Genomic DNA, 13110 nt, shown 5'->3' on the forward strand with positions numbered 1-13110 from the left:
GCCTTCGCAAATGTCTAGCCTCCCGAAATAGCAGGGTGTTCATCCTGCTATTTCTCCGTTTGATGTTTCTTCTCTCCAAGCAGAATAGCGTCCAGGTATTCATCCCCTTCCGTGGCGGAGTGCGCGCTTGGCCGAGCAGAACGACAGCGATCAGGAAAAGACCGAACCGGCGACGCCCAGGCGAATCGAGAAAGCTCGAGAGGAGGGGCAGGTCGCGCGGTCACGCGAACTCGCCACCTTCCTGTTGCTGGTCAGCGGTGTACTTGGCCTGTGGGTCATGGGCAATAATCTTTATGACGAGCTGAGTCTCGTCATGGAGCAGGCTTTCCTTTTCGATCATGGGCTGGCGTTCGATAGCGCTCGGATGCTGAGTCACGTCTGGGTGCTGGGGCAGCATACGCTGATTGCATTGCTGCCCCTGTTTCTGTTGTTTACGACCGCGGCGATCCTGGGGCCGACGATGCTGGGTGGCTGGCTGATCTCGGCGAAGTCGCTCAAGCCGCAGTTGAGCAAGCTGAACCCGTTCAAGGGCTTGAAGCGCATGTTCTCGACCCAGGCGTTGGCGGAATTGGCCAAGGCCATCGCCAAGTCGGTACTGGTCGGTGGCGTCGGCGTGGTGTACCTGTGGGCGCAGCACGATACGCTGCTTGGCCTCATGGAGATGCCGATCCAGCAGGCGCTGGCCACGGCAATGCGTCTGGCGGCCGTGGGTTGTGCGCTCATCGTGACCTCTTTGATACTGGTCATCCTGATCGATGTTCCCTATCAGCTCTGGAGTCACAACAAGAAGCTGCGCATGAGCCGCGAAGACATTCGTCAGGAACACAAGGAAACCGAGGGCGACCCGCACGTCAAGGGCCGCATACGCTCTCAGCAGCAGGCCATGGCGAGACGGCGGATGATGAGCAAGGTGCCGACCGCTGACGTGATCGTGACCAACCCGACGCACTATGCCGTGGCGCTGAGCTACCAGCAGGATTCCATGTCCGCTCCCCGGGTCGTCGCCAAGGGGGCCGATCACGTTGCCGCCAAGATCAGGGAGCTCGGCGACGAAAATCGCATACCGCGGCTGGAGGCACCGCCGCTGGCACGCGCGCTGTATCATCACGTCGATCTGGAACAGGAGATCCCTGGCGATCTCTATACGGCGGTTGCCGAAGTCCTGGCCTGGGCCTTCCGCCTCAAACAGGTCGAAACCGACGGCGGCGATATTCCGCCAACGCCCCGCGACCTGCCCGTGCCGCCAGCGCTAGACGAAGCGGCGTCAGATTCTTCCAAGGAGAGTGAATGAACGCGCTCACCCAGTGGTTCGGTCAGCGCAAGTGGCCGGCTGACACGCAGTTCAAGATCCTGGCCGGCCCTGTGCTGATCATCATGATCTTGAGCATGATGATCCTGCCGTTGCCGCCATTCGCGCTCGATCTCTTTTTCACCTTCAATATCGCGCTGTCGATCATGGTGCTGCTGGTCAGCATGTTCACGGAAAAGCCGCTGGACTTCGCGGCGTTCCCGGCGGTCCTGCTGTTCTCGACGCTGCTGCGACTGTCGCTGAACGTGGCATCCACCCGTGTGGTGCTGATGGAAGGCCACGAGGGGGGTGATGCCGCGGGTAAGGTGATCGAGGCCTTCGGCGAGTTCCTGATCGGCGGCAACTTCGCCGTCGGCCTGGTGGTGTTTCTGATTCTGGTGGTGATCAACTTCATGGTCATCACCAAGGGCGCCGGACGAATCGCCGAGGTAGGCGCGCGTTTCACCCTGGACTCCATGCCCGGCAAGCAGATGGCGATCGATGCCGACCTCAACGCAGGCCTGATCGGCGAGGAAGAGGCCCGCAGGCGGCGTACCGAGATCAATCAAGAGTCGGAGTTCTACGGCTCCATGGACGGTGCCAGCAAGTTCGTTCGCGGCGATGCCATGGCCGGTCTGCTGATCATGGTGATCAACCTGATCGGTGGGCTGATGATCGGTGTGGCTCAGCATGGCCTGCCATTCGGCGAAGCCGTGAAAACCTATACATTGCTGACCGTGGGCGACGGCCTGGTCGCCCAGATCCCGGCGCTGGTGATCTCGACGGCGGCGGGCGTCACGGTTTCCCGCGTCAATACCGATCAGGACGTCGGGCAGCAGCTGTTGAGCCAGCTGTTCAACAACCCGCGCGTCATGTTCCTCGCGGCTGGCGTCATGGGGCTGCTCGGTCTGATCCCCGGCATGCCGAACGTGGTCTTTTTGCTGTTTGCCGTCATTCTTGGGGCGCTGGGCTGGTGGATGTCCCGGCGCGAGCAGGTCAAGGCCGTGCGGGCGGTGGAAGAGAAGGCACCGCCGGCAGTGCAGGAGACGCCGGAGGCGAGCTGGGACGACGTGCAACTGGTCGATACCCTGGGCCTGGAAGTGGGGCATCGCCTGATCCCGCTGGTGGATCAGCGCCAGCAGGGAGAACTGCTGGGACGCATCAAGAGCGTGCGCAAGAAGTTCGCGCAGGATGTCGGGTTCCTGCCGTCGGTCGTTCATATTCGCGACAATCTCGAACTGAGCCCCAACGCCTACGTGATCACCCTGAAGGGCGTGGAAGTCGGTCGTGCGGAGGCGTTTCCGGGCAAGTGGCTGGCGATCGACCCGGGCCAGGTTTCCGGATCGCTGGACGGAACCCGGACCCAGGACCCTGCGTTTGGCCTGACCGCCTACTGGATCGATACGGCGCAACGGGAGCGAGCCCAGATCTACGGCTACACCGTGGTGGACGCGAGCACCGTGATCGCCACGCATCTCAACCATCTGCTGCATGAAAACGCTGGCGACATGCTGGGACGCGCCGAGGTCCAGCAGCTTCTGGACAAGGTGGCGGAGCAGCAGAAGTCGCTGGTGGAAGACGTGGTGCCCAAGCTGCTGGCGCTGACGACGTTGCAACGCATCCTGCAGAACCTGCTTGCCGAAGACGTCCCGATCCGCGACATGCACACGATTCTCGACGTGCTGGCGGAGTACGCGCCGCAGCAATCCGATGCCAACGAGTTGACCGCGCTGGTACGCGTTGCGCTGGGCCGGGCGATTACCCAGCAGTGGTTCCCGGGACGAGAGCCGATGCACGTGATGGGGCTGGAACCCCGGCTGGAGCAGGTTCTGGCTCAAGCGCTCAACAACGGCGGCGCGCTCGAACCGGGGCTGGCCGATACGCTGATGCAACAGACCGCCGCTGCGGTGGAGCGACAGCAGAGCCGTGACGAGCCCACCGTGCTGGTCGTTCAGCATGGCCTGCGGGCGCTGCTGGCGCGTTTCCTGCGTCGTCAGATCAAGTCCCTGGTCGTGCTTTCTCAGGCTGAAATTCCCGACGACCGCAACTTGCGAGTCACCACGACCATCGGGGCATCGTCATGACTGGCGGTGTCCGGTCGATGAGAACGGGGACCCTGTCTACGATGCCACGGGCGTCGTCTCTGTTAAGAGCGTTTTCCCTGGTGCCGAACGTGCGCTCAAAGGCCACCTGCATGCTAGGCGGTGCGATCGCCACGGTTGTGATGGTCATGGGTACGATCGCGCCGGCCTGGGCGGCCCAGGCCACTTGGGTAGGCCAACTGCCGCGCCAGACGATCGTGGTGTCGGAGCGACCCTTGGAAAGTGCGCCGATCACGCTGCCGCCGTCGGCGGAACAGGGCGAAATCGCGAATGTTCGCTGGGTGTTCGAGACCGATACGCCAGCGCCGACATTGAAGGCCTGGCTCTGCCATGGGCAGCTCTGTCTACCGCTGGTTCGGTCGCGGGGGGAAACGCAGCGCTTCTCGGGGCGGGCCGCGTCCCTTCCATTCCGGCTGCGTTTCCTGTTGCCACGGGGAGAGCATGCCAATGGCAAACGGGTCATCGCCGGCGGCCAACTGATCGTCGACTACCGTCAGTGACGCTGACAAATAGCCGAAATAGCCGCTGGAAAACGGGCAGTTTGCCGTCTTGGCTCAGCGGCTGCGCGGCATAATGGGGTATAGGTCATGCGTCCCATGACCGTAAGGTGTTTTGCACGAGGCCATTCGATGTATACCGCACAGGGCAAAATCGATCAGCACGCATTGATTGAGCAGTACATGCCGATGGTGAGGCGCCACGCGCTCTCCCTTCAGGTGCGCCTACCCGCCAGCGTGGAACTCGATGATCTCGTTCAGGCCGGCATGCTCGGTCTGCTGGACGCCATGGGGCGCTACGACAATTCGCACGGCGCGAGTTTCTCGACCTATGCCAACCAGCGCATTCGCGGCGCGATGATCGACGAGCTGCGTAGCCGTGACTGGATGCCGCGCAGCGTACGGCGTAACGCCCGGGCGCTGGATCAGGCCGTGCGTCGGCTGGAGCAGCACTTGGGGCGGGCGCCGGATGAACGCGAAATCGCCCAGGAGATGGGCATGTCCCGCGACGATTACCATCAGTTGCTGGCCGATGCCAACAACGGCTTTCTGCTGGCTTACGACGAGAGCGACACCGAGAACGGCATCGCCTCGGTTGCGGAAGGTAACCTGCCATCGCCGTTGGAGGCGCTGCTCGATGCAGACAACCGTACCAATGTGATGGCAGCGATCGATGCCTTGCCGGAGCGGGAAAAGCTGCTGCTGGGGCTCTATTACCAGGAAGAGCTCAACTTGAAGGAGATCGGCGCTGTGCTCGGCGTCAGCGAATCCCGCGTCTGTCAGTTGCACAGCCAGGCGGTAGCGCGTCTGCGCAGCCGTCTGAATCACTGATCGCCTGAATCACTCATCCTCTGGGCTCCCGATCGAGATCGGGCGCTCTGCCCAAGCCGGAACACTCGACAGATCCCGAGCGCCTATCCAACCGGGCATGGCTACGTTGTCATGCCCGGTTGGATAGGCGCTTTGACGTTGGGCGTTGCTTAGTCGGCGGCTGGCGACGTCGTCGAGACAGCGCGGATGTCTTCGGCGATTTGCCGCGCCACGTCGTCCCACACGGTACCCAGAGTGCGCACCAGCGCAGGATAGCCGTCATCGCTCAAGGGTTGCGCGACCTCGAAGTGGCGCTGTGCCACCAGGTCGTTGCCATCATGGAGCTGCCATTCCCCCGATGCCACCGCCTGACCGTCATAGCGGCCCTGAAACTGGTCGACACTGAGCGTCAGTCGTTGCGCACCCGCTTCGCTGCGGGCGGTGTTCAGGACTACGATATCCGGCAGATTGGCCGCCAGCGATTGCCGCAGACGGCGTGTCAATTGCTGCCCCAGCGACTCGGCCCACAGGTTCTGGTTGGCCGCGTTGAGTTCGATATCGCTGGTCTGCATGACGATCCCTTCCTGGTCGAGGTAGCTGGCCACCTCGACAGGACCGACCGCCAGCGTGGCCGCTTGCGGAGAAGGTTCGCTCGCCTGCTGCGGACTGTCGGCCTTCGGCAAGGTATACCGGTTGGTCGGCGTCGACTGGGAGGCGCAGCCGGCAAGCGCCGCGGCGGCGATCGCCAGCAGGGCGGTGGCGCCAACTCGGCGCCAACGGGGCAGGGACGACTTCATCATTGGGGAGCCCTCGGCACGGGATCGGTTTGAACTTCACGGTCGAAAATCAGCGCGTTGGGTTTTTCGCTCAAGGTCTTGGCGACTGGCTGCAGATCCCGCGTCAGCATCTCCAGCTGCTTGAGCGTGTCATTCAGCTGACGATACCCCGAAGAACCGGCAGAGAAGCCATTCAGCGTATTCTGAAGTTCCTGCAGCGTGTCATTGAGACTGCCTGGCAACTGCTGGGTCGCAGGGTCGGAGACGATGGCATTGACCGACTCGGCGATCTGGCGCACCTGTTCGAGCGTCTGCTGGGAGGTCTGCATGGTCTCGTCCAGACGATCGAGGATCGGTTCGACCTGCAGCTCGTTGAGCTTGTCGAGCAGGTTGGAGACCTTCTGTTCGATCTGGGCAAAGCCGCCGGAGATGGTGGGGAACACCGGCTTGTCGTCGAACGTCATCGCCTCGTAGGGAGGTGCGTCGTCGCTGAAGTTCAGGTCGACGAACAGCGCGCCGGTGAGCAGATTGCCGGCCTTGAGCGTGGCGCGCAGGCCGTGCTCGAACATGCGTTCGAGGCGGGCACGCCAGTCCTCGGCGTCGAAATTCGCCATGGCGTCGTCGAAGCGCTGTGGCTCGATGCGAATCAGTACCGGAATCGCGAAACGGTTCAGCGTATCCGGCTGGGGAGCGGAGAAGCGCCAGGGCACGGCTTCCACGGTCCCCACGCGCACGCCGCGGTACTCGACCGAGTCGCCTCGGCTCAAGCCGCGTACGGTGTCGTCGACCAGCAGCACGTATTCGAGGTAGCGGTCGAAGGTGCCTTCACGCGCGCTTTCCTCGTCGCTGAAGAGTTGGTAGGTCGCCTCGGATTCGGCGGGATGCCCCATGGCGACATCCTCCGGCACGCCGAAGGTCACGCCGCCGCCGATGAGCGATTCCATGGATTCCACGTTGACCCGAAAGCCCTGGGAGTCGAGGCGCACGTCGACACCCGACGAGATCCAGAAGCGTGTGGTGTCCGTGACCAGAACGTCATAAGGCGACTGGATGTAAAGGCGATGGCGCATTTCCTTTTCTTCGGGATCGAACTCGGTGTTCTCCACGCGCCCGACGGTGAATCCCTGATAGGTGATGGGGTCGCCGGCGCGCAGGGAACTGCCCACCTTGCTGACCAGGTTGACGCGAATGCCCGGCGCATCGGGCGGAGCCACGGGCGGTTGGTCGAGTACCTCGAATTCACGCTGGGCGGTTTCGCCGTTGCCGGGCAGCAGCTGGATATAGGCCCCCGAGAGCACGGTGCCCAGTCCGCTGATGCCTTCCCGGTCGATACGCGGCTTGACGACCCAGAAGCGCGCCTCGTCATTCAGCATGCGTTCGGTATCGGGCTTCATGCGGGCCGTGATGATGGTGTGGGACATGTCTTCGGAGAGTGTCACGTCCTCGACGCGGCCGACCTCGACGTTGCGCGTCTTGATCAATGTCTTGCCGGCCTCGATGCCCTCGGCGTTTTTCATCTCCAGGGTGATCGTGGGGCCGAGTCCCGAGAGATTGTCGTAGAGCATCCATGCGCCGATGAGAACCGCCACGAGCGGTACGATCCAGATCGGCGAAAGCCGCCGGCGATGGTGGCGCGTCGCGCGCAGGGGAGCATCAGGCATCGTCGGGTTCCTTGCGTGGAGAAGCGAGGGCGGCGATGCGGGACATCCCGCGCCGCCGCGGTTTTTCGGGCAGATCGTCCCAGATCATGCGGGGGTCGAAGCTGATCGCGGCCAGCATGGTAAGGATGACCACGGAAGCGAAAGAGAGCGCGGCGGGGCCGGGCGCTATCGACATCAACTCGCCGGCGCGTATCAGTGCCACCAGGATGGCGACCACGAAGACGTCGACCATCGACCAGCGGCCGATGAATTCGGTCATGCGGTACAGGCGAACGCGCGTGACGTTGCGCAGCGGTTCGCCCCGGTGGCGGACGGCGTAGCATAGCCAGCCCAGCGCGAGAATCTTGCCGATGGGCACGACCACGCTGGCGGTGAAGATGATCACGGCGATGGGGATATCACCATGCTGCAGGAAGAGCATGACCCCGCTGATGATCGTCGAGGGGGAGCTGTTGCCCAGCGACGTGGTGGTCATGATCGGGTACAGGTTCGCCGGTATGTACATCACCACCGCGGCGAGCAGCAGGGCCAGCGTGCGCTGACGGCTGCGGGGCGTGCGAGCGTGAAGGGATTCACCGCAGCGTTGGCAGTGCCCGCGTCCGTTGGCATCGAGACGATTGACCAGGCCGCAGGTGGCGCAACCGCTCAATCCCTGGGGCGAGGCCGGCTCACCCGGGCGTGCGCCCGCAGGCGCCAGGGGTTCGCTGGCCAGCGAGAACCACATCCAGTCGGTATCGAGGGACTGCGTCGTCAGCAGCAAGAGCAGGGCGTAGGCGCAAAACGTCCAGAAAGAGAGACCCAGGCTGACCTCGGCCATGCCCGCGACCTTGATCAGGCTCACCAGGGCGGCGATGACGAAGACATCGGCCATCATCCAGGGGGTGAGGTGTTTCAGCGCCCGGGCGACACCCCGCGAATGCGGCAGGAAGCGCCGACTCAGCAGCCCCAGCGAGAGCCACATCACGCCGCACAGGTAGACCGTGGGCAGAATGATCACGGTCAGCAGCACGCAGATCGCCACCAGCGGCTCATGGAAGCCGACCAGCGTCGAGGCGGTCTCGGTCAGCTCGATACGGTTGCTGACGCCACGGGCCTCGAAGCTGACGAAAGGAAACGCCACCGACAGCAGCAGCATGATGAGCGCGCCGATGGCCAGGGCCAGGCTACGCTCGGCGGGCTTGTGATGGCGGACGGCCAGGGTGTGCTCGCAGCGGGGGCAGTCCGCTTTCTGGCCGGGCTTCAGCGCCGGCAATGCCACCAGCAGATCGCATTCGTGACAGGCGCGCAGACGCCGCCGCGAATGACGAGTCGTCGCCACGTGCGGCGCGCGCGCTGGATGAGCGGTCTGTGACGAAAACGTGTCGGCCAAGCTGAGTCTCGCGTTGATATTCCAGGGTGTCGGACATGATGCGTGATGGCTCGAGCCGTTGGTTCAGACGCACCAGTCCTGAAGGAGGACTCGAGTATTGATCGATTGCCCACCGTCGGTACCATCGATCTCACGCTACTATAGCAACTTGAGCAACTCGCAGCGTTGTCGTTCCGCTATGCTTTTGCCTCAATGCCTGGTATCTAGAGTGGCGTGTGGCGACGCGGATCGACGATCAGGCGTGGTCAGGGCAGCGAACAGCGTACATTCACATGCGTATGTTTGTCAGTAGCTTGGCGCCGACGGCCCTGGGGCATGCGTTTCCGGCATGCGACGACACACACCATCCCTATATCAGGTGCAAGGAGATTCTATCGTGCTAATGGCGATCACCGCCGTCGCTCTCGGGCTGGCGGTATTGGTATGGAGTGCCGACCGTTTCGTCGATGGCGCGGCCGCGACGTCGCGTCATCTGGGATTGTCGCCCTTGCTGATCGGCATGGTGGTCATCGGACTCGGTACCTCGGCGCCGGAATTGATGGTGTCGGCGCTTTCCGCCTGGCAAGGCAACCCTGGCCTGGCGTTGGGCAACGCCTATGGCTCCAACATCGCCAATATCGGCTTGATCGTGGGGTTCGTGGCCCTGCTCAGCCCGTTGATCATGCACTCGCAAGTGCTGCGTCAGGAGTTGCCGTTGCTCATGCTGGTGACCTTGGCATCGCTCTGGTGCCTTCAGGACGGCGCCGTGTCGCGCTGGGACGCGGTGCTGCTTCTGGCAATGCTGGCAGCCTTCTTGACCTACAGCATCATACGCGGTCGGCAGCAAGGCAGTGATACTCTCGCCGACAATACGACGGCCGACCTCGATACCCAGGCGATGACGCTCAAGCGAGCGATTACCTGGACCCTGGTGGGCCTGGTCCTGCTGATCGTCAGCTCACGTCTGCTGGTCTGGGGGGCGGTGGATATCGCCTCGGCATTCGGGGTCAGCGACCTGGTCATCGGCCTGACCGTGGTTGCCATCGGTACGTCGTTGCCGGAGCTTGCCTCTTCCATCAGCGCGGTGCGCAAGAATCAGCATGACCTGGTGATCGGTAATGTGGTTGGGTCGAACCTGTTCAACACGCTGGCGGTGGTGGGGCTAGCGGGCGTCATTCATCCCATCGACGTCGATCCGGATGTGCTGGTACGGGACTGGCCGGTCATGGCCGCTCTGACGCTCGTGCTGCTGGTGTTCGGGATCGGTTTCAAGGGCCAGGGGCGCATCAATCGTTTGGAGGGGGCTCTGCTGCTCGTCAGTTTCGTGGCCTACACCGCATGGCTGGTCTACAGCGTGGTCGGTGGTTGATTCCTCGCCGGGGAGAGAGCCTCAGCGCTGGACCTGACGATCGAACCGCAATGCGCTCCTCAGCGCGATCTGGCCGATGACGGCAGCCGTGGCGAGCACCACGGCCGCGGCCAGGGCCGGGTCGTCGCCGAGTCCGGCCAGCGCCGTGCAGAGCGCGCCGATGCCCATCTGGGCGAACCCGTAAAGACCGGCGGCGGAACCGACGACCTTGGGGTTGATGCCCACCGCCAGCGTCAACGCGGTCGGCCCGGTCATGCCCACGCCAAAGGTGAACAGCAGCACCGAGACTTCGAGAGTGACCGCCGACGCCCAGCCGGCCAGCACGATGACCAGCATCGAGATGCCCCCGGTCAGGCTGAGCAGGCTCGCCGCCAGCATCAATCGAACCAGACCGATGCGGTGGATCGTGCGGTTGGTGATGAAGTTGCCCAGCGAAATACTCAGGATCAGCAGGGAAAGGTAATACGCCACGTGGCTTGCCGGCTTGCCCAGCTGTTCGACGAAGATGAACGGCGCCGAGGCGACGAAGGCAAACATGGCGGTGGTGACGCAGCCGCCGCCGATGGCATAACCGATGAAGGCCGGCGAGCGGATCAGCGTTCGATATTCATGCGCCAGATTGAGCAGATCGATCCGGCCGCTGGGCTTCGCGGTCTCCGGCATCAGCCGCCAGACGAACAGCAGGTTGCCCACGCCCATCAGGCACAGTGCCAGCAGCACGGTACGCCAACCCAGCGTGGTGGTCAGCAGGCTGCCGATGAGCGGTGCCATGGCCGGCCCGATGGCCACGACCAGATTGAGCACTGCCAGCCGTTGCACGGCGCGGTCCGGCGCAGCGGTGTCGCGGATCATGGCGCGGCCCAGTGCCAGCCCGGCACAGCCGCCGAAGGCCTGGAAGAAGCGCGCCGTGATCAGCGTCTCGACGCTTTGCGCCTGCCAGGCAACGATCCCCGCCACGCTGTAGATCAGCATGCCCAGCATCAGTGCCGGTCGTCGGCCTACCGCGTCGGAGAGCGGGCCGTAGAAGAGTTGGCCGATCGCCAGCCCCAGAATGTAGAGGCTGATGGTCAACTGCATCTGGGCGTTGTCGGCGCTCAGCGCCTCGCCGGCAATGGGCAGTGCCGGCACGAAGATATGCATGGCCAACGTACCGGCCAGCGTGATGAGCACCAGCATCCATAGCGCTGGCACTGCGCGTGCCGGCGTGGCTTGGGTTGCGGAAGAGGACGTCGATGTGGCGGGATCGGTCACGAAGCGCCTCGTGAAATGGCGGTGGTTGTCGAGCAATCGAATAGCGCAGTAGCCATTAGGACCTTACGCGATTCGACTTTGTATGACTATTTGACCAAAGCCTTGCGTCTGACCGGAACGCTTGCGCGTCGTCGAAACGCTTGCGCGTCGCCGAAACGCTTGCATATCGTCGGCAAGAGCCTGGTTCACGAACAGCACCCGACGAATGAAGGGACTCCGCGCGGAGCAGCAAGGGCGGGCGAGGAGAGAGCCGGGTAGGCCGATTCGATCCTGTCAGGCTGACAGATTGTCGCAGAGATGAATTCCATCGAGGCCATGACGTCGCACTCGGTAAGCCTCGAGGCTGGTCGCAAGCCCTCGTCGTTGGCGACTTCCGGCACTATTGCCTAGGTTGTCTAGGGAGAAAAAGGGAAAGGTCGACGCTGGCATGCGACATCAGGACACGGCGGCCGACGGAAACACTTTCCTTATGATGTAAAGCGATGTTAAGCATCGACGGCTGCAATGGTCGTTCGACGGGCAAACAGAACGAAGAAACATCTGTCGTCGGGGCATGAGGGAACCGCTGCCCTGAACGCTTGCGAGGAGTCAGCCATGGCATTAGATCCTATCCTGTTGTCACGATTGCAGTTCGCTTTCGTGGTCTCTTTTCATACCATATTTCCGGTCTTCACGATCGGTTTGGCCTCATACGTGGCCTTGCTTCAGGGCCTTTACGTAGCCACCGGTGAAGCCGTGTGGGATCGGTTGGGATTATTCTGGACCAAGATCTTCGCCGTCGTCTTCGCCATGGGTGTGGTGACGGGAATCGTCATGGCATTCCAGTTCGGCACCAATTGGAGCAACTTCTCCCAGTTCGCCTCGAACTTCATCGGACCGATGTTGAGTTACGAGGTCATCACCGCCTTCTTCCTCGAGGCCGGCTTCCTCGGCGTGCTGCTGTTCGGTCGTCATCGGGTGTCGCCTTCGGTGCACTTCTTCGCAGCGCTGATGGTCGCCGCGGGGACGTTCATCTCGGCATTCTGGATTCTGGCGACCAACAGCTGGATGCAGACCCCGCAAGGCTACGAGATTCGCGAGGGCATGGTGCATGTCACCTCCTGGATCGAGGCCATTTTCAACCCTTCCTTCCCGTATCGCTTCGCGCATATGGCGATGGCGGCGTTTCTGACCGGCGGGTTTGTGGTTTGCGGCGTCAGTGCCTGGTTCCTGCTGCGGCGGCGTGATGTGGAAGCGCACAAGCGAGCGCTTTCCATGACCATGTGGTTGCTGCTGATTCTGACCCCGCTACAGGCCTGGATTGGTGACGAGCACGGGCTGAACACGCTCGAGCATCAGCCGGAGAAGATCGCGGCCATGGAAGGTAACTGGGAAACCCAGTCCAATGTGCCATTGCTGCTGTTCGCGCTGCCGGATCGCGACCTCCAGGCCAACCGCGCCGAGATCGGCATCCCCAATGGCGCCAGCCTGATTCTGCGCCATGATGCCGACGGCGTGGTGCCGGGGCTCAAGGATATCCCCGTCGACCAGCAGCCACCGGTGTGGATCGTCTTCTACAGCTTCCGCGTGATGGTCGCGCTGGGCGTTCTGATGATCGCGTTCGCCATCGCTGGGCTGGTGCTGCGCCGCGGAGGGCGGCTGTATACGTCGCGCTGGTTCCTGCACGGCTTGCAGGGGATGAGCCTGGCGCCGTTCGTGGCGGTACTGGCCGGGTGGTTCGTGACCGAAATCGGGCGCTCGCCGTGGCTGGTCTATGGCGTTCTTTCCTACGCCGACGCCGTCACGCCTTCGCTTTCCGGTGGAATGGTGCTGGCGACGCTGATCGGCTATCTCGCGGTTTATGCGGTGATCTTCTGGGCCGGTATCTACTACCTGTTCAAGGTCGTGCGTCAGGGCCTGGATGAGCTCGGCGAAGACGAGGAGATGCACGATTACGACCGCCCCGAGCGTCCGCTTTCCGCTACCCGTGTTCCCTTTGACGGCAGCACCGCCTCGTCCAGGAGTTAAA

At 62.9% G+C, this 13110-nt stretch carries 10 protein-coding genes; 6 read left to right on the forward strand and 4 right to left on the reverse strand.

Translation table 11 applies throughout. The features are described 5' to 3' along the window. The first annotated feature begins 127 nt into the window (after positions 1–127). From flhB to ACWHY3_RS08545, 4 genes are all read left to right on the forward strand, one after another. Positions 128–1291 (forward strand): flagellar biosynthesis protein FlhB, encoded by a 1164-nt coding sequence (gene flhB / locus ACWHY3_RS08530; protein WP_448128021.1) that lies wholly within the window; start codon positions 128–130, stop codon positions 1289–1291. After that, the gene (gene flhA / locus ACWHY3_RS08535) at positions 1288–3372 is read left to right on the forward strand and encodes a flagellar biosynthesis protein FlhA (protein WP_303854407.1); all 2085 of its coding nucleotides are present in this window, start codon (positions 1288–1290) and stop codon (positions 3370–3372) included. Before flhB ends, flhA begins: the two co-directional genes overlap by 4 nt. Positions 3373–3518: 146 nt before the next feature. Further along, positions 3519–3890, forward strand: coding sequence for a flagellar protein FlhE (locus ACWHY3_RS08540; protein ID WP_448128022.1), 372 nt, complete (start codon positions 3519–3521; stop codon positions 3888–3890). A 129-nt stretch (positions 3891–4019) separates the two neighbouring features. Continuing rightward, positions 4020–4718 carry an RNA polymerase sigma factor FliA gene (locus ACWHY3_RS08545; protein WP_087718862.1) on the forward strand — a complete coding sequence of 233 codons (699 nt, stop codon included), beginning with the start codon at positions 4020–4022 and terminating at the stop codon, positions 4716–4718. A gap of 149 nt (positions 4719–4867) precedes the next feature. Here the strand turns inward: ACWHY3_RS08545 and ACWHY3_RS08550 are convergent, their stop codons facing one another. The 3 genes from ACWHY3_RS08550 to ACWHY3_RS08560 are packed head-to-tail and all read right to left on the reverse strand — an operon-like array spanning position 4868 to position 8503. Beyond that, on the reverse strand, positions 4868–5497 hold the full coding sequence (locus tag ACWHY3_RS08550; protein WP_256961188.1) for a PqiC family protein: 630 nt from the start codon (positions 5495–5497) through the stop codon (positions 4868–4870). Continuing rightward, positions 5494–7134 carry an intermembrane transport protein PqiB gene (gene pqiB, locus ACWHY3_RS08555; RefSeq protein ID WP_087718863.1) on the reverse strand — a complete coding sequence of 547 codons (1641 nt, stop codon included), beginning with the start codon at positions 7132–7134 and terminating at the stop codon, positions 5494–5496. The genes ACWHY3_RS08550 and pqiB overlap by 4 nt, the downstream gene beginning before the upstream one ends. Next, the gene (locus ACWHY3_RS08560; protein WP_442978349.1) at positions 7127–8503 is read right to left on the reverse strand and encodes a PqiA/YebS family transporter subunit; all 1377 of its coding nucleotides are present in this window, start codon (positions 8501–8503) and stop codon (positions 7127–7129) included. Before ACWHY3_RS08560 ends, pqiB begins: the two co-directional genes overlap by 8 nt. A 376-nt stretch (positions 8504–8879) precedes the next feature. Between ACWHY3_RS08560 and ACWHY3_RS08565 the strand changes: the two genes are divergently transcribed. Then, a complete protein-coding gene (locus ACWHY3_RS08565; protein WP_303854410.1) occupies positions 8880–9851 on the forward strand; it encodes a calcium/sodium antiporter in 972 nt (323 codons plus the stop codon). 21 nt (positions 9852–9872) lie between these two features. Here ACWHY3_RS08565 and ACWHY3_RS08570 read toward each other — a convergent pair whose 3' ends face one another. Then, the gene (locus ACWHY3_RS08570) at positions 9873–11102 is read right to left on the reverse strand and encodes a multidrug effflux MFS transporter (RefSeq protein WP_303854411.1); all 1230 of its coding nucleotides are present in this window, start codon (positions 11100–11102) and stop codon (positions 9873–9875) included. A gap of 594 nt (positions 11103–11696) precedes the next feature. On the opposite strand from ACWHY3_RS08570, the gene ACWHY3_RS08575 reads away from it, so the two are divergent. After that, the gene (locus ACWHY3_RS08575; protein ID WP_448128023.1) at positions 11697–13109 is read left to right on the forward strand and encodes a cytochrome ubiquinol oxidase subunit I; all 1413 of its coding nucleotides are present in this window, start codon (positions 11697–11699) and stop codon (positions 13107–13109) included. Position 13110 lies beyond the last annotated feature (1 nt).

Source organism: Salinicola sp. NYA28a (genome assembly GCF_976982775.1).

Bases quoted from the DNA above. Each gene is read 5' to 3' on its own strand.
- pqiB (WP_087718863.1), bottom strand. From the start codon at position 7,134: ATGCCTGATGCTCCCCTGCGCGCGACGCGCCACCATCGCCGGCGGCTT.
- ACWHY3_RS08545 (WP_087718862.1), top strand. From the start codon at position 4,020: ATGTATACCGCACAGGGCAAAATCGATCAGCACGCATTGATTGAGCAG.
- ACWHY3_RS08575 (WP_448128023.1), top strand. From the start codon at position 11,697: ATGGCATTAGATCCTATCCTGTTGTCACGATTGCAGTTCGCTTTCGTG.
- flhA (WP_303854407.1), top strand. From the start codon at position 1,288: ATGAACGCGCTCACCCAGTGGTTCGGTCAGCGCAAGTGGCCGGCTGAC.
- ACWHY3_RS08550 (WP_256961188.1), bottom strand. From the start codon at position 5,497: ATGATGAAGTCGTCCCTGCCCCGTTGGCGCCGAGTTGGCGCCACCGCC.
- ACWHY3_RS08540 (WP_448128022.1), top strand. From the start codon at position 3,519: ATGGGTACGATCGCGCCGGCCTGGGCGGCCCAGGCCACTTGGGTAGGC.